The sequence below is a fragment of the Nonlabens sp. MIC269 genome, assembly GCF_001430865.1.
Lineage (GTDB): Bacteria > Bacteroidota > Bacteroidia > Flavobacteriales > Flavobacteriaceae > Nonlabens > Nonlabens tegetincola.
In genome coordinates, this window is the sequence record NZ_CP011373.1 from 2730116 (window position 1) to 2754080 (window position 23965).

The window sequence follows — 23965 nt, forward strand, 5'->3', positions numbered from 1 at the left end:
TTAACATATTCCTATATTTGAGTTATGAAAAAATATTTTTTCAAAGCACTTGCATCAATTAATAAAAAGCTGTTACCCAGTTTTACTAAAAAGAGATTAGATCTAAGCAAGGCAACCAAATGGCAATTGGCGCTTTTAGGTTATAAGTTATGGGTAACAAAAAACGTACTAGATTAATGTTTTATAAAGGTATAGACCAGCTTAACCGAGTAGTTGAAATCGCAAATTTACCTGAACGTATCGTTTCACTGGTTCCATCTCAAACCGAGTTGCTAGTTGATCTAGGATTAGAAGATAGAATTGTGGGCGTTACTAGGTATTGCGTACACCCAGAAAACTTACGCACTGATAAAGTTGTCGTAGGTGGTACTAAAAAAATAGTAATAGAACGTATTTATGAATTACAGCCAGATTTAATTATTGCAAATAAAGAGGAAAACACCCTAGATATCGTAGCTGCTTGTGATCAAATAGCTCCTACTTATGTAAGTGATATTTTAACATTGGAAAACGCTTATGAGATGATTCATGATATAGGAATGATGACAGGTAGTTCTTTCAAGGCAAAATCATTAGTTCGTACTATTAAAATGGAATTCAACAAGCTAAAGGTGGATTCAGCAAAAAATGCAGTTTATTTAATTTGGAAGAATCCTTACATGGCAACGGGTAATGATACATTTATTCATCATGTTTTAAGACAAGGTGGATTTGAAAATTTATGTAAAGACCTACAACGATATCCAGAGTTTTCACTTGATGAGTTAATAAAATTACAACCAGAATTTATCCTACTTTCTAGTGAACCCTATCCTTTTAAAGAAGAAGATAAACAAGAACTTATTGAAGCTTTTACACTAGCTCCAGCACCCAACGCTTTAAAACCTAAGGTTATTCCTAAAATTGTACTAGTTGATGGTGAGATGTTCTCGTGGTATGGATCACGTTTAAAACTTGTACCGGAATATTTGAGCAAACTACAGGATCAGCTCAACAATTAATTTCAAAGAAAAAAACCTGCTCATGATATGAACAGGTTTTTTTATTAGGTTCTATAAAAGTATTATTTATTGAACTTGTTTTTATAATCAGTAATTGCTTGTTGTACGATCTCCATAGCTTTTTCACGACCTTGGAATTCTTCTACATCAACAGTTTTGTTCTCTAATTTCTTATAATCTTCAAAGAAATTACGCATTTCTTTTTTCCAGTATTCTGGTAATTCGCTTACATCATTAAAGTGAGCAACCGACATGTCATTTGCGGCAACGGCTATTATTTTATCATCCATTTCACCACCATCCATCATTTGCATTACACCGATAACCTTTGCTTCAACCATACACATAGGTACGATTTCAATTTGTGAAAGAACTAGAATATCTAGTGGATCTTGATCGTCACAATAAGTTTGTGGTATAAAACCATAGTTAGTAGGGTAATACATTGAAGAGTAGATCACACGATCTAAAATCAACATTCCCGTTTCCTTATCTAACTCATATTTTGCGCGAGTATTCTTTGGTATCTCAATAATTCCATTTACAATTTCCGGAGCTTTGTCTCCGTACGACACGTCGTGCCAAGGATGTACTTGCATAATCTTTTGTTTGTTTAAGCGGCTGCAAAAATAATGTTATTTCGCTTTCGCGAAAGCGTAAACGCGACAAACCTTGATATAATATTGTTATTCAATGAAATAATGACCATATAATAACCCATTCTTAACCTTTATGTGGTGTAAAACCTACGTTAAACCCCAAACAATGTAAGTCCAACTATACAAAACAGACTATTTTTATTGTATGAATTACCAAGAACGATACGGTACCAGATTTGAAATTCACAACCCAAAGGACAAAGACCCTTTTGACAAGCTATTTGATATTTTCAAGGAGTTAATCACTCACACCTCTGGTGATTTTGATGAAGCTATTGAATGGTTGCGTGAATTAGATAAGGAATACCACCTAACCACTGCAGAATATACGATAGACGATTTTATTGAGGATTTAAAACAGCGTGGTTATATACGAGAAGAAATTGACCCATCAAAGGGACAAGATGGATCAGATGACGGTGATGGATCTGGAAGATTCACTATTACTGCAAAAACAGAACAATTATTACGTAAGCATGCTCTAGAGCAAATTTTTGGTAATATGCGTAAGGGTGCAAGCGGGAATCACAAAACATCAAAATTAGGAACCGGAGATGAGCACAGCGGTGATTTTAGAGCTTATAAATTTGGTGACGACCTAGGTTCCATTTCCATGACTGAGAGTTTACGTAACGCACAAATTAATCACGGTATAGGAAACTTTAACCTTACTGAAGAAGATCTAGTAGTAGAGGATACACAGTTCAAGGCTCAAATGAGTACGGTATTAATGATAGACATCTCTCACTCCATGATTCTTTATGGAGAAGATCGAATAACACCTGCAAAAAAAGTGGCTATGGCACTGGCCGAATTAATAACTACCAGATACCCAAAAGATACTCTTGATATCATAGTATTTGGTAATGATGCGTGGCCTATTAAAATTGCAGATTTACCTTATCTAAAAGTAGGACCCTATCATACTAATACCGTCGCTGGATTACAGCTTGCACTGGATTTACTGCGTCGTAAGCGTAATACAAACAAGCAAATATTTATGATCACCGATGGTAAGCCTAGTTGTTTAAGATTGAGTGACGGTAGGTATTATAAGAATTCTAATGGTCTAGATGAATACATAGTTGACAAGTGTTACAACATGGCGGCACAGGCTAGAAGGTTGCATATACCTATAACAACGTTTATGATAGCAAATGATCCCTACCTACAACAGTTTGTAGACGCGTTTACCAAAGCAAATAAAGGTAAAGCCTTTTATACTGGCTTAAAGGGATTAGGTGAGATGATTTTTTCTGACTATGAGCGCAATCGTAAAAAGCGTATGAAATAAGTAGTTTATAATCTTTAATTGTGGTTTACGGTGTAGTCTACATTCTTTTTATATATTTGACTTACCAAAAACTATACAATGAAAAAACTTTTAGTATCCTTTGCAGTATTCTTCTGCGTGAGTATCATAGCAACAGCCCAAGAATTTTCTTACGGTCTATTAGGTGGAGTTAACATCTCAAAAATTAACAATGTAGGTGGTGGTGAATTGGAAGACAATGCGGTTTCTTTTCACGCTGGTTTAAATGGATTGTTCACCTTTGATGATCGCTGGAGTGCTGAAACCAGTATACTTTACAGCAGAGAAGGAGAAACTTTTGAAATAGGTAATACAGAGTCAGAGATTAATCTTGATTTTATCAACATACCTTTACACGTACGTTATAGAGTTTGGAACAATCTTACCGTTCATGCAGGTCCACAAGTTGGATTTCTTCTTAATGCTACTCAAAGTGTTGCTGGTGGAAATGAAGTAGACATAGATGATGAGGTGACTGTAGATTCTAATCTTTCTGTTTCTTTAGGTCTAGGATATGATTTCCCAGAATTAGGTTTATTCCTTAAAGCAAATTTTGCTGAAGGTGTTACAGACCTATTTGATAATGAAGAATTCAAAAATGATGAATACACAAGATTAGTTAGATTCTCAGTAGGTTATAGATTTTAATTAATAACATACATTATACTATAAACCTCAACATGAAAATGTTGAGGTTTTTTTATTATAGGTATTTCTATGAACTTTAGGTGGTTGTATACGTCTAGGTATTTAAGGTGAATTAAATAGTGTTTATCGAGTGAAACCTTAAATTATAGTATCTATTTAAACAAATACTATAGCATAATTAAATAGGTGGAGTATTAATAAAAAAACCTGCTCAATAACGAGCAGGTTTATATATAATCACTTAGTAAAAAATTATTCCTTTTCTTTAAGAGCTGGTCTTGAATCAGCATTTGCTAGTTCCCAAGCTGTAACAAAAATCAACTTAGCACGTTTTTGATAAAGATCATATTCAATTTTATCTGGAGTATCAGTGGCCTTGTGATAATCTTCATGTACGCCATTGAAATAAAATATTACAGGTACATTATTTTTAGCAAAATTGTAGTGGTCACTTCTGTAATAAAAGCGATTAGGATCGTTTTTCCCGTTATACTTATAATCTAATCGAATATCCATGTCATATTTTGCTTTGGCAGCTTCACTCATATCATGTAAATCTTGAGAGAGCATATCACTTCCTATTAAATAAACATAATTAGGATCATCCTTTTGTTGAGGATCTATGCGGCCTATCATATCAATATTCAAATTTGCTATGGTATTTTCTAAAGGATAAATAGGATTCTCAGAATAATATCTACTACCATATAAACCTATTTCTTCACCTGTAACATGTAAAAATAGTAAGGAACGTTTAGGACCTTTGCCATCATTTTTTGCTTGTTTAAATGCTTCAGCAATTTCAAGTAAAGCAATAGTACCGCTTCCATCATCATCGGCACCATTAAAAACTTCACCATCTTCCATTCCTACATGATCTAAATGAGCACTAATAACAAGTACTTCTTCTGGTTTTTCAGAACCTTCTATATACGCCAGTACATTTTCTGAATCGTTTTTAATTTTTCTAAAGTAGGAGGCAGGTACTGTTTGAAAGTAAGCGCCATCATTTAATCCACCAGGAACACCCATTTTTTTATACTGCTCTCTCAAATATTCGACAGCTTTTTTCTGACCAGGCTCACCTGTATAACGACCTTCCATTTCGTCGCTGGCATAGAAGTATAATTGCTCTTTTAGTTCTTCAACGGTAATTGTATTCGCATATTTCATCACTTCTTCTTTGGAAGACATGGATGAATTAATCATACTTGAATTTTCACTAGAATTTGAACCAGACGCGTCAGCATCGGTACCTTTCATAGTATTACACGATGCAGCAAGGGCAAATCCTGCTGTTGCATATAATATGGTTTTTAAACTTAACATAAAGTGGTATTAATCATTACTTCTTTTTATCTTCTTTTTTCAGGACTTTATATTCCTCATAACATTCACTAATAGCATCTAGGATTTGTAAATCACTAGCTTCTTCAATGAACTTTTTAGAGTATTGGCAATTACGTAGAATTTCATCAATACTAACCTTATCCATTTGAAGAAGGTTCATCAATGTTTCTCTGTCGTACTTACTTTGTAATATGTTTCTTACCTCGTCTGCTTTCTTTATTTCTCTAAGCTTTTTAAGAGATTTACCTTTCTTACTAAAGGTGTTATATAGAAAATCAGCTGGATTAAAAATAGATCCTAATACTTTGGTTACCGCTCCTGGTTCCTCATCACCTGCTTCATATCCTTTTTCTAGACCACTTATGCTATATCTACGCTTGCTATAAATAGGAGCTTTTTTTGCATCGATCTCTAAATAACCGGTTAATTGAATTTCCTCTACAACCACTTCCTCAAGAGCAATCCCTTTTTCGGTCATAGAAATAGTTACATTTCCAAATTTTATCCAGTCGTTGGTAACAGGTACATTAATAGTTTGAAAACCTAAATAGGAAAAGAAAAGTGTGTCATTTACCTTGGCAGTAATAGAAAACTCTCCTGCTTCATTGGTAACGGTTCCTTTAACTTGATTAAGGTTAACAATATTAACATTTACAAGAGGAGAATTGTCCTTTGCATTAAGAACGACACCAGTAACTTTAGTTTTTTTTGCGATAGTTTTTACTGTATCAACTTTGACTGATGTACTGTCTTGGGCAGTAGTGGTGTTAAAGAATACTCCAAAACACAACATTAAAAATAGTAGATGTTTCATTCTATAAGCTAAAATAATTCAATTGAGTTCAATACTCTATAAATTCTCAATATATTAACGGCCGTTAACATCCTCTTCCAAATATGAAATGAGCTTTCTGAAGGCTCGAGCGCGGTGGCTTATTTCACCTTTTTCGGTTAGTGACATTTCTGCAAAGGTCTTATCTGCTTCATTAGGTTTAAAAATTGGATCGTATCCAAAACCTTTTTCACCTTTTTTCTCGTCGGTGATAACACCTTCACAAACACCTTCAAATAACAATTGACAGCCTTGTAATGACAAAGCTATGGCAGTAACAAATCTCGCATTTCTATTGCGAGTATTTTCTAACTTGTCCAGGACCAATTGCATATTTGCCTCACTATCACGTTCAGGACCTGCATATCTTGCGCTATATACTCCTGGTTCACCATTTAGGGCATCAACTAGCAAACCAGTATCATCTGCAAATACAGGCATCTTGACTCTATTTACAAGATATTCTACTTTCTGAATAGCATTACCAGAAATTGTTTCAGAAGTTTCAGGAATGTCTTCCTCAAAATTAATATCCTTTAAACATACCAGTTCAATATTAGCTGGCATTAAGGCTTGAATTTCTTTTAATTTATTTTGATTGTGGGTAGCAAATAATAATTTCATCACGTTAAGCTTTTTGCAATGGTTTGTAACAATTCTACATGAACCACATGCTTTATATCCGGTCTATGTTTTTCACATTTTGTGCCAAAGAGCGTATCAATACGTTCTTTTTCACGTTCAATAACCTTATCGTTCACATATTCATCTTTAGTTCCAGATATATGTATGATTCTATCACAAAAAGTTTCAAAATGTTGGCCATCATTGTCGTTAAGCTCTTGTGGTAAACTACCACTTTGAATAATTAAGGCCTTTACATTGTAAAAGTATTGTGACATAAATCTAGTAGCGATTGAAACACCTTGTGAATATCCCATCAGAATAATTCTAGGATCGCCTTTAATATTTTCTTGTGTAATTACCTTATCAAGGTAATTAAGAACATTGTCCATTTCTTGCATGGTATTTTCCCTAGTAAGCCAGCTTGCACCTACATGTTTAAAATCAGAGCCTTGATAATACTTTGAAGGAGCCTGAGGAATTATAAAATAGTGGTCGTCTTTAGGAAAATTGATAAAATATTTTTTAAAGTATTTTGATAAGTATCCCAATCCATGAAAACATATCCAGATACATTTTGTTGTATCCGTTAATTCGTTTAAAGTATCGTAACTATTGGTATGATTATATAAGACAGTTTTAACCATATATTTATATTGTAGGCTTATTTTTGGGTAAAGATATGGACAAACAAAATATACTAGACCAGTGTAATACCATAAGCCGTAATACACTAATGGAAACACTTGATATTGAGTATGTAGATGTTACAGAAGATACACTTACTGCACGCATGCCGGTTACTCATAAAGTTTATCAACCTGACGGAGTTCTACATGGTGGTGCCAGTGTAGCTTTGGCCGAGTCGGTAGGTAGCGCGGCTAGTTTTCTCTTTCTGGATACCGAAAAATATACTATAAGAGGTCTAGAAATAAGTGCCAATCATACGCGATCCATTAAAGAAGGATATGTTTATGCGACCGCATCTTTTATTCACAAAGGACGAACTACTCAACTATGGCAAATAAGAATAACAGATGATCAAGATAGGTTAATCTCTTTGTGTAAATTAACAACTATTGCTCTTTTAAAACAATAACAGTGAACAGTCCTTTCATACATCAGGTATCACAACTTTTAACCCAAGAGTTACCCTTTTTTGTACTTAAAAAAAGTAATGAGAATCGTGTCAATTTATTCTATCAATCTGATCAAGAATGGCATAAAACTACACCTCTTGAAGAAGATTATATTGTATTTGCTCCTTTTTTAAAAGAACAACATAGTGTTTATATACCCGTAGAAAATAGTATAAGTTTTCCTTGGACGCATCAAAAGGTTGAAAGTACTCTTCCAGAATTTGATAAAGAAGTATATAAAGATGAGTATTTAATGCTTGTTGACAAGGCTATTAATAATTTACAACAAGGAGATTTAAGGAAAGTAGTGCTTTCGCGAAAGCAAACTATTAAAAGTCATTTGTCACAAGTAAAATTACTTGAACGCCTGCTCAATTTGTATCCAACGGCAAACAGCTACTTTTTTTATCATCCTAAAGTAGGTGCCTGGATGGGAGCAACTCCAGAATTATTATTAAAAATCGAAAACACGACTTTAAAAACCATGTCATTGGCTGGAACAGTAGCTTATGATGGAGTGACCGATATTTATTGGGGAAAAAAAGAGAGAGAAGAACAACAGCTAGTCACTAATTACATAGTTGAACAACTCAAAATGACTAATGCAACAGATATTGAAACATCACAACCTCAAACTGTACAAGCAGGAGCAATTTGCCACCTAAAAACTGATATTAAGGCACAAATTAACCCAAATGATATGTATAAGTATCTTCATGCTTTACATCCTACACCAGCTGTCTGTGGTATGCCTACAAAACAAGCTTTACAATTTATTAAAGAAAATGAAGGATACGACAGGTCCTTTTATACAGGCTATTTAGGAGTGGTGAATAACAACAATAAGAACGCAGAGTTTTTTGTCAATTTAAGATGCATAGAATTGAACGATAAAACGGCTACATTGTACGTAGGTGGCGGCATCACAGCATTAAGTCATGCCCAGGCAGAGTATCTAGAAACAGTGAATAAAATGGGTACTATGCTTCGTGTTTTATAAAATACTTCTAAAAGCAGTACGAATTAAACTAGTCTTGAATGAGAAGGATTTGACATACTGAGCATTTCTTCTAAATGATAGTATGATACTATAAAATGCTTTTTTACAATAGATTCCCGTTTGATAGAAAAGTACAAAACTGTAAAAAATCAAGTATTTTATAAGGATCATAATTGGGCTGATTTATACTTTAAATATCGATAAATTTTATGGACCTAGCAATTTTTAATTTCCCAAATACTGGATTATTTTTCTGATTTGCTGTTTATTTCGATTAAAGACGTTTTAAGATAGACCAAAAGAGTATTGAGCTTAAGCTTTAATTAAGCGTTAATATCAAGGAAATGTAATTGCCTGCTATTACCTTTGTGGTATATGTTGCCAGAAATAATTCATGCCCAGCAGGTAGTTTTGCTTTTTAAGAAACGACAAATTAAGCATATTGTGATTTCTCCAGGATCACGTAATGCACCACTTACCATCGGTTTTACTGAGGATAGTTTTTTTACCTGTTATAGTATTGTAGATGAACGTTGTGCAGGACATGTAGCTCTAGGAATGGCACAACAATTAAGAGAACCTGTAGCTCTTTTATGTACAAGTGGTAGCGCTTTGCTCAATTACTATCCGGCAGTTACTGAGGCCTATTACAGTGAAATTCCTTTAATCGTTTTAAGTGCTGACAGGCCGCCGCATAAAATAGATATAGGAGATGGTCAAACCATAAGGCAAAAACACGTTTACTCCAACCATATTTTATACGATTGTGAGCTTACCATGATTCATGATAAAATACAGGTAGAATCAATCGCAACTAATGAAAGATTACTTAATAAAGCCTTAAACACTACCATAGCTAGGTCTGGTCCAGTTCATATAAACATTCCTTTTGAAGAACCGCTGTATAATAGGGTAGAGAAGTCTACCATTAAAGACGTAAAAACTATTGACATCCTTAAAGAGGAAACATCTATAATTCCAGATGAATTCTATAAACATTGGGATAATAGTTCTTCAAAATTAATCATACTTTCAACCTTAAATGTTGATGTTCTTACTGAAGCCGATTTAAACAAACTTACATCAGATCCTAGTGTTTTAATCATGAGTGAGGTAGGATCCAATATCCGACATGAGAAAGTGGTATGGGGAATAGATACCTTAATAGCTCCTATTGAACATATAGATGAGGAAATTACTCACCTACAACCCGATATGGTGGTAACTATAGGAGGAATGATTGTAAGTAAAAAAATCAAACAATACTTGCGCAAGTTTGAAACCAAAATTCATTATCACGTAGGAAAAAGAAGAGCCTATGATACTTTTTTTAAACTTGCTGGTCATATAAAAGTAAAGCCTTCTACATGGGTTCAATCCTTGCATTCTAAAACTGTAAATAGTCAATATCAGGAATACTGGTTAAAAACTTTTAAGAATAGAATTGAAAAAAGGAAATCCTATTTTGAAACTATGCCTTGGTGTGACTTTAAGGTTTATAAATTGTTATTCCAGAATCTTCCTGATAACATACTTCTTCAATTAGGTAATAGCAGTACGGTGAGGTATGCTCAATTATTTCCTATGAATACCTCACATAAAATTTATGCAAATCGTGGAACAAGTGGAATTGATGGAAGCACTAGTACGGCTATAGGAGCGGCAATGGCAAGTGACAGACCTTGCATTTTTATTACGGGTGATCTTAGTTTCTTTTACGATTCAAATGCATTATGGAATAACTATATACCCAAAAACTTTAAAATCATAGTTATCAATAATTCTGGTGGTGGTATTTTTAGAATATTACCAGGCCATAAGGATACTCATGAATTTGATACATATTTTGAAACCAAACATGATTTAACTGCCATACAGTTGTGCGAGATGTACCATATAGGGTATCACAAAGTAGGTGATGAGGCCGCTTTCGCGAAAGCGTACCAACAATTTCTATCAAAAAATGATAAACCACAATTGTTAGAAATAGTTACTCCAAGTAAAGTGAATGACGAGATTTTATTAAATTATTTTAAATTTTTACGATAACATTTATTTAACTAACTTTAGCCTTTAACTTTTTAACTAACGAACATTATTATGAGTAAATTTGATGAAAGAGTAGAGAAGTACGTTAAAGCTTACAAGGAAAAAGTAGGTGGAAAACTGGACGAGGAACTACTTAGAAAGGTTACTAAGGGATTAGGTCCTTCTATTTATAATAAAGATGCTGAAACCGTAAGCGCAGAAAGTAGTGAAATGCAGCGTGTGGTAGACAACTACTTGAAAAAGAAATTAGGTTTATCAGGTGATAACTTAATGGATTCTGTTGAAGCAGTGATTGAAAAGTACGGAAAAAGTGAACGAGCTAAATATCGTGCGATTATTTATTACATGCTTTGTGTACACCACGGTAAGGAGTCAATTTACAACTAAGACTATACTATTATATAATAAAAGCCCATCACACTGTGATGGGCTTTTTCATTATATTATTTTTTAATTTGTTGGACCTCTTCAACGGTAACCATCTTTTCAGTTGGATTCCAGGTATCAATGATATAATTAAGTACATCGGCAACCTCTTCATCATCTAGACCTTGGTACTGCATTATATTGTTATAAGTAACTCCATTTACTACAATTTCTCCCTTTAGACCATATTTAACGGCATGAATACTTTCTTTACGTTTACCAGTGATCCAGTCACTGGGATTAAGCGGTGGAAATGCTCCTGTAACTCCTTTACCATTAGTCAGGTGACAGGTAACGCATAACTCTCTATAAATTTCCTTACCACGTTGGGCGCTTTTTTCAATCGCTGTGAGCTCTTTCTTAGCCGGCTCTTTTAACTTGATTGTTTGTTTCTTTTCTTTATCTGTTCCACATGAGCACAGTATAAGTGTAGTAAATAAACAAGCTAATACATTTTTCATATCTGAAAATTTAGATTAATCATTAATTAGGTGTTATACGATAAATACCCTTTGATTCTACTGAAATGTATATGTAATTATCTGGACCGATGGAAACATCTCTTACGCGACCAATACCATCAGCTATTTTTTCTCGTTTGGTTACTTTTCCATCTACATTGTATAAAAGTTCTAGGTATTGAAACTTTAATGAACCAGCTAGATAACCTCCATTCCAATCTCCATAATCTTGGTTATTAATTATCGCAAATCCACTAGGTGCAATACTAGGTTTCCAGTACCAATTGGGTTGTTGCATTCCTTCTTTTTGAGTCAAGTTTGTAAAAGTAGAACCGTCATAATTAATTCCATAACTAATTACAGGCCACCCATAATTAAGTCCTTTAACAATAGTATTAATCTCATCACCGCCACGTGGTCCATGCTCATGATCCATAACTTTACCAGAAATAGGATGAGTGGTAAGCCCTTGTGGATTTCTATGACCATAACTGTAAATGGCAGTTTTGGCACCTGATTCATTTACAAATGGATTGTCTTTAGGAATTGATCCGTCGTCCATTATTCTATAAATCTTTCCTCCATCTCTTGTTATATCTTGTGGGTTTTCGTCACGATTACCGCGATCACCAACACTAAAGTATAAATGACCTTCCTTATCCCACGTAAATCTAGAGCCAAAATGTTGTCCAGCTTTTGTGTTAGGTACAGCCTTGTACAAGACGTTAAGATCCGTAAGTTCATCATTAATTAATTTTGCTCTGGCTATAGTTGTATTTCCACCAGATCCCTGACCTGATGTACTCGCATAACTTAAATATATAAATGGCTGCTCCTTATAATTAGGATGCACAGTTATATCCATCAAACCGCCTTGACCACGTATATAAACCTCTGGGATATTTTTTATTTCATAATTCTTCTTGCCATCAAAGCGAAAAACTTGACCTTGTTTGGTAGTATATAAAAGCTCATTATTTGGCAACCAATCCATTCCCCAAATGATACCATCGTTTTCTAAAACTTGTTTGATCATGTAATCTTTTTGATCATCAATAAGTGGTACATCGGTATCAGGAACCTGATTATTTGAATCTGCGACTGTCACATTTTTATTGATATTATCGCCAGACTGTGCGATTTCCTTTTTAGGTGAATCTTTACAGGCAACAAATAATAGTATAGAACAAACTGAAAAATAATATAGTAATTTCATAAAAGCCGAATTAAAAAATAAAAGTAACTTGTTGTAATGGGGTTAAAGTTAAAATAATAAAAAAATCCCCAAGTTGTTCACTTGAGGATTTTGGGCTAATTCAAATAAATCTCCTACTTATTTGAAGGTGTACCGCCTTTTACGGTTCCAATTATCAGCATAAGTAGGCAAATTGCTGATTCTGTTATTAGTTTGAGCTTGTGCGTTTAAAAAACTGTTCTGTGTATTTTTCATTTTTCTATTTATTTAATTATCAAACAAGATGCCATTTTCCTGCATCGTTAGATGAGTATTTTTGTGATTTCTTTACTGCCGTTATTTTCGGTTTTTGAGTGAGTAAATTGGATAAACGTTTCGTTAACTTCATAGCATTACTTTCATTTATAATAGTAGACGTATTTAATGTCTGTTTGTTACTATTATAAATGTTATTATCATGTTAAATAAAAAAGCCTCTTAATAACTAAAGATTAAGAGGCTTTATCGGTTTTTTGGTTGTCGATTTTTATCGATAACGTCTTTTACGATTCCATTCATCAGAATAAGTTTTTGTGTTACTTATACGGTTATTGGTAGCTGCTCCAGCATTTAAGAAACTCGGATTTTTCATAGTATTTAGTTTTAAAAGGTTATAATCAGTTTGGGTTTTAAGACAGTGCCCATTCTTCAAATGTGAAAACACTTGGATTTGATTCTTTTCTTTTTCTAGAAAGAAGAGGGAAGTCTGTCGTTAAATCAGTTAAGCGGTCTGTAATTCTCATGATCTTTTGTTTTGCGGTTACAATTACATGACGACCAATAAATTAATTTGTTACAGTACTGTGTAATACAAAGTAGTAATTTAACAAATTATACGATGTAAATACTGAATTTATCGATGAAGTGAAGTCGTGTTCAGTGATTATGACACCAATTCCCAGATTTTTTCTGAAGACAGCCTGAACGAGCCTACAAAATCCCAGTTACATTCGTGCGGTGCGATCACTGAAAGAAAAGTATTTTGTTTTTTGTCACGATATAGGTGGTAGGTTTCTCCGACTATTGGTTCAAAAGAAAAACGTGCACCGTATACAAGTTGGTTTGCTTCAAATTTTGAAACCATGGCTTCATACTGTGCCTTTAATTGATCAAATTGCGACTTGAATTCGTGGTTTACCTTATTGATATTGGATTGTTTCCACGAGGTGATGTCGGGTGTAGTTATTTTAGGAGCTCCTACACCACTTGCATAGGGAAGTAATGCAGCGTTGTACTTTCCCGTTTCTTCATCATAAACTACGCTATCCGGTTTTTTCTCCTTGCTCATGATACAAATTTACAAGCAATCAATATATTTTGTGTAAGATTAACAAGAATTTCTTAAACGAAAATCGAGATAGTTGCAGCTATCTCGATTGAAAACAAAATAAATTCCCCTACAAATTTATTTATGTCTAAATATACTAATTTTCATTGGTGTCGTCATCCCTCATTTTTTAAAGGTATCCTTTTATTTTCTGAATTGAGAACATGGTCGTCTCAATCCAGCTGTGTAAATAATTAATATGAGGAAATTTGTATAGCCGCTTTCGCGAAAGCGAACTACTCACATTTATTAATACTTATAATGAGGAATTGATTATTCAAGATGTAACTTTCTAGTCGCCCATAATACCAATAACAAAACGATTTATGAAATTCATTGATTTTGCACCCAAAGCTGTATCTAAAACATTTTGGAAAGGTACGACCTATGAAACCTTGGACGATGTAATGCCTAGAGTGGAAGAGTGGTTGCGCAAAAATTATTCATTTGAAATAATTAACGTTGAAACCATTGTACAACAATTTCCTAGAGGTAAAGAGTTGAATTCTAAAGCAAGTTATCACTTAAACCTTCATAGTGGTATCACAATTTCAATGCAAATTATACGAGTTTGGTATAAAGACTAGTTTTATCTTTGCAGTCCTTAATACTACAATTATGAACTGGAAAACTGCAATCGAATTTGAAGATATTACTTACAAAAAGTCCAATGGTGTAGCTCGTATAGCGTTTAATAGACCAGAGGTGCGTAACGCTTTTAGACCTAAAACTGTAAGTGAACTTATAAAAGCATTTTATGACGCGCAAGAAGATCTTTCGATAGGTGTAGTTATATTAACTGGTGAAGGACCATCACCTAAAGACGGTGGTTGGGCATTTTGTAGTGGTGGTGATCAACGAGCACGTGGAGTAGATGGTTATAAGGATGATGAAGGAACAGGTCGATTGAATATTCTTGAGGTTCAACGTATGATACGTTTTATGCCAAAGGTGGTAATTTGTGCGGTACCTGGTTGGGCTGTAGGCGGTGGTCATAGTTTACACGTAGTTTGTGATATGACACTGGCCAGTAAAGAGCATGCTATTTTTAAACAAACAGATACCGATGTAGCAAGTGTAGATGCTGGTTATGGTAGTGCTTATTTGGCAAAAATGGTAGGTCAGAAAAAGGCTAGAGAAATATTCTTTTTAGGAAAAAGTTATAGTGCTCAAGAGGCAATGGATATGGGTATGGTTAATGCTGTGGTACCACATGATGAACTAGAACAGACAGCATATGACTGGGCACAAGAAATTCTCAAGAAATCGCCTACAGCGATAAAAATGGCAAAATTTGCCATGAATGCTACCGATGATGGAATGGTAGGACAGCAAGTTTTTGCAGGTGAGATGACCCGATTAATTTATATGACTGATGAAGCTCGAGAAGGACGCGACGCATTTCTAGAAAAACGAGCACCTCAATGGGGTGATAATAAGTACATTCCTTAATAAAAAACCTTAAGCAGGTTTTTCACAACTTTTTACTACGTCATCAATCGTAAATTGAAGATGTTTAGGTAATAAATTGTCCTTTGGTAAGACACTTAATTGCCTGTCGTCATTTGAGTCAAATACGTGTTTGAGCAAAGGATTTTCAAAGCCTATTGTTATCGCAATGTCTTTAACCAATTCACTGTGATGTATAAGATCATTACTTCCTAAATGAAAAATACCTCGCCTTCTGCGATTTATGATGTAATGAATTTGTTGAGTAAGCTTTTGAATATAGGTAGCATTGATTACAACGTTGGAAAATACTTCAATGGCCTCTTTTTTCAGTAACTGTTCTTTAATAGCCTTAAGTCTAGGACTGTTGTAACCGTAAATCATAGGAATACGGCAAATCACATACTTTTGTGGTGGTAATCTTAAAAGTGCGTTCTCTATTTTTATTTTGAATCTCCCGTAAATACTTTCCGAAAAAGTTTTGTCGTATTCGTAACTAGGAAAATTTGTGAATCTGTCAAAAACATTGGCACTTGATAAAAAAATGAGACGACAATTATTTTTGTTAACATAATTCATCAATTGGTTATGAAGGTACAATTGACTGTTTACATTTCCTCTTACACAGCTTATAATAAAATCTGGATGTAGTGAGTGTAAAAGGGTGTCTACCTCTTCTTGCTCCATATCAAACCAATGAAAATGCTGGTTAGATTCATAACCAGCATTTTCAGTTTTATATGTTGCATGTACATTATAAAATGGAGCAAGTTCTTTATAGAGAGCATTTCCTATAAAACCACTACCTCCTAAAATCAGTATTCTTGAAATAATTCTTATTTTTTGTAGAATGGTAATTTAACAACTGTTGCAGGTATTAACTTTTTACGAACCTGGATGTGTATTTTGCTACCAGGTGTTGCAAAAACTGGCGGTACGTAACCCATTCCTATTCCTTTGCCTAATGATGGTGACATGGTACCGCTAGTAACCATTCCCAAATCTTGTTGGTTACTATCTTTAATTTCATAACCACCACGTGGTATTGCCCTTTCATCCATTTCAAAGCCTACCAATTTGCGATCTACTCCTTTTTCTTTATGCTCCAATAGCTGTTCGTGGTTTACAAACTCTTTGGTATATTTAGTAACCCAACCTAGTCCTGCTTCATAAGGAGATGTCATTTCACTGATATCATTGCCGTATAAACAATAGCCCATTTCTAACCTTAGAGTATCTCGAGCTGCTAGACCAATAGGTTTAATATTAAAACTAGCACCAGCCTCTAGTACCTTATTCCATATTTGTTTTACTTCCTTATTCTTACAGTAGATTTCAAATCCACCAGATCCTGTGTAACCCGTTGCGCTTATGATCACATGATCGATTCCTGCAAAATCTCCTATTTCAAAATGATAAAATTTGATAGCGCTCAAATCAACACTGGATAAGGCTTGCATTGCTTCAACAGCTTTGGGACCTTGTATGGCTAGTAAAGAGTAGTCTTCACTTAAATCACGCATGGTTGCTCCCATGGTGTTGTATTTAGAAATATGATCCCAATCTTTTTGAATGTTTGAGGCATTAACGACGAGCATATATGTTTCCTCTTTAATTCGGTATACAATCATATCATCTACAATACCACCTGTCTCATTAGGTAAATAAGCATATTGTGCACGACCAACAGTTAATTTAGAAGCATCGTTTGATGACACTTTTTGCACCAATTCTAGTGCATTTGGACCTTCAATAAGAAATTCTCCCATATGGGATACGTCAAAAACTCCTACGTGATCTCTCACAGTTTGATGTTCTATATTAACACCTTCATATTGTACAGGCATATTATAACCTGCAAATGGTACCATTTTGGCTCCTAATTCTATATGTGTATTGGTAAGTGCGGTATTTTTCATAAATCCATTATTCTGTAGAACAAATGTAAGAAGTCAATATTGTAATCAATGGTACTTTTTAAAGAATATTAACCCTATTTAAAAGCTGTCACAAAAAGCTTATTTTGCAATTCTAAATTATAAGGTTTTGAAAATATTAAGCGGCGAGCAATTAGCTCAGGCAGATGCTTCTACAATACAAAAACAGCAAATTTCAAGTATTGATTTAATGGAGCGTGTTGCCACTCTTGTCTTTGAACGTTTACATCAACGACTTAATGGAGCTCCTGTTCCTATTAAAGTATTTTGCGGAATAGGTAATAATGGTGGTGATGGTCTAGCAATCGCAAGGCATCTCATCCAGCATGGATATCATGTAACCACTTATGTTACTAACTGCAGTAAAAAGCGTAGTAAGGATTTCCTTGTAAATTATGATAGAATTAAGGAGGTTACAAAAGACTGGCCTATTCTATTAAGTTGCAAAGATGACTTTCCAGAAATAGGTCAACAAGACATCGTGATAGATGCGATTTTTGGTACAGGAATAAATAGGCCTATTGATGGTTGGATGGCAGAATTTGTTGAGCATATTAATAATTCAAGAGCCTTTAAAGTAGCTGTTGATATGCCTAGCGGCTTGTTTGCAGATCAAGCGCAAAATGATGCTCCTGTTATTCGTGCCAATCATACTTTTACCTTTCAAACACCTAAACTATCTTTTTTCCTTCCCGAAACAGGAAATTTAGTAGGTACTTATGAAGTGATTAATATTGGACTAGATCCGGAATATATGATTCAGGTACAGCCACTTGCAAACCTTGTAGACAAGGATCTAGCCCAGCGCATGTATAAAAATCGCAACCCTTTTTCTCATAAAGGAGATTACGGTCATGTGCTTGTTATGGCAGGCAGCGAAGGCAAAATGGGAGCGGCAGTTCTTGCTTCTGGGGCAGCAATAAATGCAGGTGCTGGAAAAGTTACTGCTCTTATTCCAGAAGACGGTAATACCATATTACAATGCTCGGTTCCAGAAGTAATGAGCATTTTAAGTTCTGGTGAATCTCACATAACTAATTTTGATCACGAATTACAAAATTATGTTTTATGTGTAGGTCCTGGTCTGGGATTAAAAGATGATACTTTCTCCGCTTTCGCGAAAGCGATATCTAAACAAGTATCACCGGTAGTTATTGATGCCGATGGAATCAATTTACTGTCAAGAGATCTAGGCCTTTTGAAGAAAATTCCAGAAAACTCTATTCTCACGCCGCATGATGGAGAACTTAAAGGATTAATAGGAGTGTGGAAAGGGAGCTATGATAAATTATCAAAAGCTCAAAAATTCTCTATGGAACATAAAGTCATTTTAGTCCTTAAAGGAGCATTCACTTTTACCGTTACACCACAAGGTATGTTTGTTAATGATTCTGGCAATCCAGGTATGGCAACAGCAGGAAGTGGTGATGTATTAAGCGGTGTAATAGCGGCATTTCTTGCACAAAAGTATGATCCAATTACTGCCACATTGTTTGGTGTTTATCTGCATGGAGCTAGTGGTGATCTAGCTGTTCAAACCTATGCACATGAAGGTCTTAAAGCTAGCATTATTAGCAATTTTATAGGACCAGCCATTCTTAACTTATTTAGACAACCACAGCAACAACCACCACAGCAGCAATAAATTATTTAATCAAAACTACAAAACTTAACATCTACCAAGACTTATGAAGCATACCATATCATCTGCTCATATTAATAAAAACAAACTATCCGAGATTGCTTTTCAGGTAACTGAATTAGAACTATCGGAAGATGCCAAGCAACGAATTTTAAAAGGTCGCAAGTACCTCGATGAAAAATATGGCGCCATAGAGGCGCCTACTGCATACGGTATCAACACTGGGTTTGGTTCCTTATGTGACACTCGCATTGAACTGCAAGATATAGAGAAGTTACAGAAAAACTTAATCATATCACATGCTTGTGGTGCCGGCAAGCCTGTTCCTAAGGAGATTATAAGAATCATGCTTTTTTGTAAAATACAAAGTCTATCGTACGGCCATAGTGGAGTAAGTATAGAAGTTGTTGAAAGGTTGATTTTTTTCTTTAATAATAATTTATTACCCGTAATTTATGAACAAGGTTCATTAGGAGCTAGTGGTGATCTAGCGCCGCTCGCGCACATGGCTTTACCGTTGCTAGGTTTAGGGGAAATATATATTGACAATGAAGTTAGAGATGCAAGCGCCTTGAAAAGTAATTATGGAGTGGAGCCTTTGAACTTAAAATCTAAAGAAGGTTTGGCCCTTATAAACGGTACTCAATTCATGCTTGCTTATGCTATTTATGGATTATTGAAAGCAGAACAGCTATGGAACTGGTCTCACATCACCGCTTCATTATCAATCGATGGTTTTAATTGTTCTTTATCTCCATTTTTACCGCAAAGTCATGTAATTAGGCCACATGCTGGACAATTAGAAAGCGCTCAATTATTACTAGACTTACTAGATGGAAGTGAGATAGCACAAGATGCTAAGGATAATGTACAAGATCCATATAGTTTTAGATGCGTACCGCAGGTACATGGTGCTAGCAAGGATACTTTAAACTTTGTTACTAAAACCATTGTTACAGAACTCAATTCAGTTACTGATAATCCTAATGTTTTTCCAGATTCAGACGAAGTGATTTCTGCTGGTAATTTCCATGGTCAACCACTTGCCTTAGCTTTGGATTATATGGCAATCGCTCTTAGTGAAATCGCAAACATAAGCGAGCGACGTACCTTTCAGTTAATGAGTGGTAAAAGAGGACTCTCTTCTTTTCTTGTTCACAACCCAGGTTTGAATAGTGGGATGATGATTATGCAGTATACTGCAGCCAGTATTGTAAGTAAAAATAAATCTCTAGCTAATCCTAGCTCTACTGATAGTATAGTATCCTCAAATGGGCAGGAGGATCATGTGAGCATGGGAGCAAATGCAGCAGTTAAATTATATGAACTTTTAGATAATTGTCAAACTGTTTTGGGAATTGAACTTATCGCTGGAGCAGAATCTCTTTCTTTTAGAAAAAAACAAACCTCTCCATTTCTGAAGAGGATAGTTAATTCTTTACGTGATTATGTGTCTCAACTCGATGAGGATCGTATCATGTATAGCGATATAAAAGCTGCTAGAATATTTCTTGAAGAAACTAAAATTGATTTTTAAACCAATTGATATTTGAGCTCTTTATTTCTTATAGAGTTTTCAATTTGTTTATTGGTCCATATAAGTGCCTCCTCTGGGGTAATGAATGATTTAAGCTTTCCAGGCTTAAAAAACTTTGCTTCTAGAGCGATGCTACTCATTCCATAAATTCTATTTTCAACTATTGCCACACTGCATAGATTGTCAAACTTTTTATTTTCAAGATGTATCATTGGGTCTACAGAATAGTTGTTCTCTCTTACACTTATATAACCGATAGGGTGATGAACCCCATAATGATAAACGATATTATTTCTTAAGGTCTCGTTCAATTTTTTATCAAAGTGAACTCCTTCGTTGATTGTTCCAATTACAAGATCTGGGTAAAACTCAAAGCGGCCAAAATCTAAATCTACTGTTTTCATATTCCCTATTTTTAATTGATGGAGTAAAAGTATTTTCATACCTAATCATTATTAATTTTGGAAACTTATTTAGCTTACAATTCGACTAAAAACATGTTTTTAGGATTTTGAGTTATTTGTTTTTAACAATTGTGCAATAAATAAAAAAAGGCTACTCAAAAAAGAGTAGCCTTTTATAGCATATAATAAAAATAACTTATTCTGTCGTACTTGCTTTTTCAATATTAATGACAAGTTCATTGGTTTTTTCGTCTAGGTCCATAGATATTGAATCTCCTTCTTGAAGTTGATTGTTAACAATTTCCTCTGCAAGAGTATCTTCAATATGTTTTTGAATAGCTCTTTTCAAAGGCCTAGCACCGTACTGTTTGTCAAAACCTTTATCGGCAATATAATCCTTTGCCTTCTCGCTTAGTTTTAAATCGTATCCTAAATCTTTGATACGTGCTAGTAATTTTTCTAGCTCGATATCAATAATTTTATGAATATCCTCTCTTTCTAAAGCGTTAAACACAATTACATCGTCAATTCTGTTCAAGAATTCAGGAGCAAATGTCTTTTTAAGGGCAGCTTGAATTACACTACGCGCATTCTCATCTGCAGCGCTCTTACGAGCTGCTGTACCAAATCCTACACCTGACCCAAAATCTTTAAGTTGTCTAGCACCAACATTACTTGTCATAATTATGATGGTGTTTCTAAAATCGATTTTGCGTCCTAAACTATCGGTAATGTAACCGTCATCAAGAACTTGCAATAACATATTAAAAACATCTGGGTGAGCTTTCTCGATTTCATCCAATAGAACCACGCTATATGGTTTTCTGCGCACTTTTTCAGTGAGCTGTCCACCTTCTTCATAACCTACATATCCTGGAGGCGCACCAATAAGCCTGCTTATAGCAAATTTCTCCATGTATTCACTCATATCAATTCTGATTAATGAGTTTTCAGAATCAAATAGCTCTTTGGATAAAACTTTAGCAAGTTGTGTTTTACCTACACCAGTTTGCCCTAGAAATATAAAAGATCCGATCGGTTTATTAGGATCTTTTAAGCCAGCTCGATTACGTTGAATAGCTTTTACTACCTGTTTTACAGCCTTTTCTTGCCCAATTACTGAACTACCTATAGTCTCATTTAGGTTGCTCAATTTCTTCATTTCTTGGGTAGCTATTCTGTTAACAGGAATTCCTGTCATCATGCTTACAACTTCAGCCACGTTTTCTTCGGTAACCGTATCCTTATGATTTTTAGAAGCTTCTTCCCAAGCATCTTGAGCGTCTTTAAGCTGTTGTTCTAGCTTTTTCTCATCGTCTCTTAATCGGGCAGCTTGCTCATACTTTTGTTTTTTAACAACATTAGTCTTCTCCTCGCGTACTTCTTCCAGCTTTTGTTCTATTTCCACAATTTGGTCTGGAACTTCGATATTTGTAATATGAATTCTAGAGCCTGCTTCATCTAAAGCGTCTATAGCCTTGTCTGGCAAAAACCTATCGGTCATATATCTATTGGTCAACGTTACACACGCTTCAATAGCCTCAGGCGTATACTCTACATTATGATGATCTTCATATTTCTCTTTAATATTGTTAAGAATAGCTATGGTTTCCTCAACGCTAGTTGGTTCTACCATCACTTTTTGAAAACGTCGTTCAAGAGCACCATCCTTTTCAATACTATTACGATACTCATCAAGAGTTGTCGCACCTATACATTGTATCTCACCACGTGCTAGCGCTGGTTTAAACATGTTTGAAGCATCTAATGACCCAGCAGCACCACCAGCGCCGACGATGGTGTGAATTTCATCAATGAATAAAATAATATCATCATTTTTTTCAAGCTCATTCATCACCGCTTTCATACGTTCTTCAAATTGACCTCTGTACTTCGTACCAGCAACTAGACTAGCAAGATCAAGAGTTATCACTCTTTTATCATATAAAATACGTGAAACTTTACGTTGAACGATTCTTAGGGCTAGACCTTCGGCTATTGCACTTTTACCAACTCCAGGCTCACCTATTAATAAAGGATTATTCTTTTTACGTCTACTCAAAATTTGAGATACACGTTGTATTTCTTCCGTACGACCTACAACAGGATCAAGTTTGTCGTCTTCTGCTAGTTTGGTTAAATCACGTCCAAAATTATCTAAAACAGGTGTCTTACTTTTCTTGCTACCTTTTTTATCGGCATTTCCTGAGAATAAGTTTTCTCCATCATCCTTACCTGCTTCATTAGAATCATCATCGCTAAAACTTTGTGCGAGTGGTTCATCAGTGTAATTATCATCTTCAGACAATAAGGTTTTAAACTCCTCTTTTACACCATCGTAATCCACTTGCATTTTGTTGAGCAATTTAGTCGTAGGATCGTTTTCATTGCGTAAAATGCACAATAGTAAGTGTGCAGTATTAATAGAGGAACTTTGAAACAGCTTTGCTTCTAAAAAGGTTGTTTTAAGTGCTCTTTCTGCCTGTCTAGTGAGGTGCAAATTCTTTTTTTCATTTGCTTTCAATTCCGAACTAGGATTTGCCGGACTCAATATTTCTACTTTTCTACGTAGTAAATCTAAATCGACACTTAAATTTCCTAAAATTTGAATGGCCTTTCCATCTCCATCTCTCAAAAGACCTAACATAAGATGTTCAGTGCCTATAAAATCGTGACCTAACCTTAACGCTTCTTCTTTGCTAAAGGCTATCACGTCTTTGACTCTCGGTGAAAAATTATCATCCATATAACTTGCTTCTTTGGCTAAATTTAATGAATTAAATCGTTCAAAAGCCGTACCGTTTTATAAATTACGGTTAATATAAAGTTTAAGTGGTTGGGTTCGCTTTCGCGAAAGCGTGATAAAATACCTGATTTGAAACTATTTAAACGCAAGTAGTCTAACTTTACCACATGATTTTAGGCATCGTTTAT

The 23965-nt window shown here is 34.8% G+C and carries 23 protein-coding genes; 11 read left to right on the top strand and 12 right to left on the bottom strand.

The annotated features are described in order from the left end of the window. Nucleotides 1-149 precede the first annotated feature (149 nt). The gene (locus AAT17_RS12320) at nucleotides 150-1001 is read left to right on the top strand and encodes an ABC transporter substrate-binding protein (RefSeq protein ID WP_253279770.1); all 852 of its coding nucleotides are present in this window, start codon (nucleotides 150-152) and stop codon (nucleotides 999-1001) included. A 62-nt stretch (nucleotides 1002-1063) separates the two neighbouring features. Here the strand turns inward: AAT17_RS12320 and AAT17_RS12325 are convergent, their stop codons facing one another. Next, the gene (locus AAT17_RS12325) at nucleotides 1064-1600 is read right to left on the bottom strand and encodes an inorganic diphosphatase (RefSeq protein ID WP_042279395.1); all 537 of its coding nucleotides are present in this window, start codon (nucleotides 1598-1600) and stop codon (nucleotides 1064-1066) included. 205 nt (nucleotides 1601-1805) lie between these two features. Here AAT17_RS12325 and AAT17_RS12330 point away from each other — a divergent pair, with 205 nt between their 5' ends. Continuing rightward, nucleotides 1806-2954 carry a VWA domain-containing protein gene (locus AAT17_RS12330; protein WP_060524720.1) on the top strand — a complete coding sequence of 383 codons (1149 nt, stop codon included), beginning with the start codon at nucleotides 1806-1808 and terminating at the stop codon, nucleotides 2952-2954. A gap of 78 nt (nucleotides 2955-3032) precedes the next feature. Next, nucleotides 3033-3620: a porin family protein gene (locus AAT17_RS12335; RefSeq protein ID WP_042279393.1), complete on the top strand. Its 588-nt coding sequence runs from the start codon at nucleotides 3033-3035 to the stop codon at nucleotides 3618-3620. Between the two features lie 252 nt (nucleotides 3621-3872). Here the strand turns inward: AAT17_RS12335 and AAT17_RS12340 are convergent, their stop codons facing one another. From AAT17_RS12340 to AAT17_RS12355, 4 genes are all read right to left on the bottom strand, one after another. Next, the gene (locus tag AAT17_RS12340; RefSeq protein WP_060525102.1) at nucleotides 3873-4829 is read right to left on the bottom strand and encodes a M28 family metallopeptidase; all 957 of its coding nucleotides are present in this window, start codon (nucleotides 4827-4829) and stop codon (nucleotides 3873-3875) included. A gap of 136 nt (nucleotides 4830-4965) precedes the next feature. After that, nucleotides 4966-5784 (bottom strand): carboxypeptidase-like regulatory domain-containing protein, encoded by an 819-nt coding sequence (locus tag AAT17_RS12345; RefSeq protein ID WP_060524722.1) that lies wholly within the window; start codon nucleotides 5782-5784, stop codon nucleotides 4966-4968. A gap of 54 nt (nucleotides 5785-5838) precedes the next feature. Then, nucleotides 5839-6426, bottom strand: a complete 588-nt coding sequence (gene rdgB, locus AAT17_RS12350; RefSeq protein WP_042279390.1) for an RdgB/HAM1 family non-canonical purine NTP pyrophosphatase — start codon at nucleotides 6424-6426, stop codon at nucleotides 5839-5841. Beyond that, on the bottom strand, nucleotides 6426-7073 hold the full coding sequence (locus AAT17_RS12355; RefSeq protein WP_082586969.1) for an alpha/beta hydrolase: 648 nt from the start codon (nucleotides 7071-7073) through the stop codon (nucleotides 6426-6428). The genes rdgB and AAT17_RS12355 overlap by 1 nt, the downstream gene beginning before the upstream one ends. A gap of 35 nt (nucleotides 7074-7108) precedes the next feature. On the opposite strand from AAT17_RS12355, the gene AAT17_RS12360 reads away from it, so the two are divergent. The 4 genes from AAT17_RS12360 to AAT17_RS12375 all read left to right on the top strand — a co-directional run bounded on the left by AAT17_RS12360 (nucleotide 7109) and on the right by AAT17_RS12375 (nucleotide 11001). Further along, nucleotides 7109-7525: a hotdog fold thioesterase gene (locus AAT17_RS12360; RefSeq protein ID WP_060525105.1), complete on the top strand. Its 417-nt coding sequence runs from the start codon at nucleotides 7109-7111 to the stop codon at nucleotides 7523-7525. A gap of 2 nt (nucleotides 7526-7527) precedes the next feature. Next, entirely contained in the window at nucleotides 7528-8565 is a 1038-nt protein-coding gene (locus AAT17_RS12365; RefSeq protein WP_060524724.1) for an isochorismate synthase, read from the top strand. Between the two features lie 375 nt (nucleotides 8566-8940). Then, nucleotides 8941-10614 carry a 2-succinyl-5-enolpyruvyl-6-hydroxy-3-cyclohexene-1-carboxylic-acid synthase gene (gene menD / locus AAT17_RS12370; RefSeq protein ID WP_060524726.1) on the top strand — a complete coding sequence of 558 codons (1674 nt, stop codon included), beginning with the start codon at nucleotides 8941-8943 and terminating at the stop codon, nucleotides 10612-10614. Nucleotides 10615-10665: 51 nt separating this feature from the next. Next, entirely contained in the window at nucleotides 10666-11001 is a 336-nt protein-coding gene (locus AAT17_RS12375) for a DUF2853 family protein (protein WP_042279379.1), read from the top strand. Nucleotides 11002-11057: 56 nt separating this feature from the next. Here the strand turns inward: AAT17_RS12375 and AAT17_RS12380 are convergent, their stop codons facing one another. The 3 genes from AAT17_RS12380 to AAT17_RS12390 all read right to left on the bottom strand — a co-directional run bounded on the left by AAT17_RS12380 (nucleotide 11058) and on the right by AAT17_RS12390 (nucleotide 14023). Then, complete coding sequence (locus AAT17_RS12380) at nucleotides 11058-11501, bottom strand: cytochrome c (RefSeq protein ID WP_042279377.1); 444 nt, start codon at nucleotides 11499-11501, stop codon at nucleotides 11058-11060. A 22-nt stretch (nucleotides 11502-11523) separates the two neighbouring features. Then, nucleotides 11524-12717 (bottom strand): PQQ-dependent sugar dehydrogenase, encoded by a 1194-nt coding sequence (locus AAT17_RS12385; protein WP_060524728.1) that lies wholly within the window; start codon nucleotides 12715-12717, stop codon nucleotides 11524-11526. A gap of 901 nt (nucleotides 12718-13618) precedes the next feature. Beyond that, nucleotides 13619-14023, bottom strand: coding sequence for a DUF2452 domain-containing protein (locus AAT17_RS12390; protein WP_042279372.1), 405 nt, complete (start codon nucleotides 14021-14023; stop codon nucleotides 13619-13621). A 365-nt stretch (nucleotides 14024-14388) separates the two neighbouring features. Here AAT17_RS12390 and AAT17_RS12395 point away from each other — a divergent pair, with 365 nt between their 5' ends. Together AAT17_RS12395 and AAT17_RS12400 are read left to right on the top strand one after the other, a co-directional pair. Then, complete coding sequence (locus tag AAT17_RS12395) at nucleotides 14389-14649, top strand: hypothetical protein (protein ID WP_042279369.1); 261 nt, start codon at nucleotides 14389-14391, stop codon at nucleotides 14647-14649. A 31-nt stretch (nucleotides 14650-14680) separates the two neighbouring features. Then, entirely contained in the window at nucleotides 14681-15514 is an 834-nt protein-coding gene (locus tag AAT17_RS12400; RefSeq protein WP_060524730.1) for a 1,4-dihydroxy-2-naphthoyl-CoA synthase, read from the top strand. 9 nt (nucleotides 15515-15523) lie between these two features. On the opposite strand, the gene AAT17_RS12405 is transcribed toward AAT17_RS12400, so the two are convergent. Together AAT17_RS12405 and gcvT are read right to left on the bottom strand one after the other, a co-directional pair. After that, nucleotides 15524-16369: a sugar nucleotide-binding protein gene (locus AAT17_RS12405; RefSeq protein WP_367379292.1), complete on the bottom strand. Its 846-nt coding sequence runs from the start codon at nucleotides 16367-16369 to the stop codon at nucleotides 15524-15526. Beyond that, nucleotides 16348-17430 (bottom strand): glycine cleavage system aminomethyltransferase GcvT, encoded by a 1083-nt coding sequence (gene gcvT / locus AAT17_RS12410; RefSeq protein WP_060524734.1) that lies wholly within the window; start codon nucleotides 17428-17430, stop codon nucleotides 16348-16350. Before gcvT ends, AAT17_RS12405 begins: the two co-directional genes overlap by 22 nt. Before the next feature lie 127 nt (nucleotides 17431-17557). Between gcvT and AAT17_RS12415 the strand changes: the two genes are divergently transcribed. Then, a complete protein-coding gene (locus AAT17_RS12415) occupies nucleotides 17558-19093 on the top strand; it encodes a bifunctional ADP-dependent NAD(P)H-hydrate dehydratase/NAD(P)H-hydrate epimerase (RefSeq protein WP_060524736.1) in 1536 nt (511 codons plus the stop codon). A gap of 43 nt (nucleotides 19094-19136) precedes the next feature. Beyond that, on the top strand, nucleotides 19137-20627 hold the full coding sequence (gene hutH, locus AAT17_RS12420) for a histidine ammonia-lyase (protein WP_060524738.1): 1491 nt from the start codon (nucleotides 19137-19139) through the stop codon (nucleotides 20625-20627). On the opposite strand, the gene AAT17_RS12425 is transcribed toward hutH, so the two are convergent. Next, the gene (locus tag AAT17_RS12425; protein WP_216598160.1) at nucleotides 20624-21070 is read right to left on the bottom strand and encodes a hypothetical protein; all 447 of its coding nucleotides are present in this window, start codon (nucleotides 21068-21070) and stop codon (nucleotides 20624-20626) included. The two genes, hutH and AAT17_RS12425, sit on opposite strands and share 4 nt — an antisense overlap. A 157-nt stretch (nucleotides 21071-21227) precedes the next feature. After that, nucleotides 21228-23777: an ATP-dependent Clp protease ATP-binding subunit gene (locus AAT17_RS12430; protein WP_060524742.1), complete on the bottom strand. Its 2550-nt coding sequence runs from the start codon at nucleotides 23775-23777 to the stop codon at nucleotides 21228-21230. Nucleotides 23778-23965 lie beyond the last annotated feature (188 nt).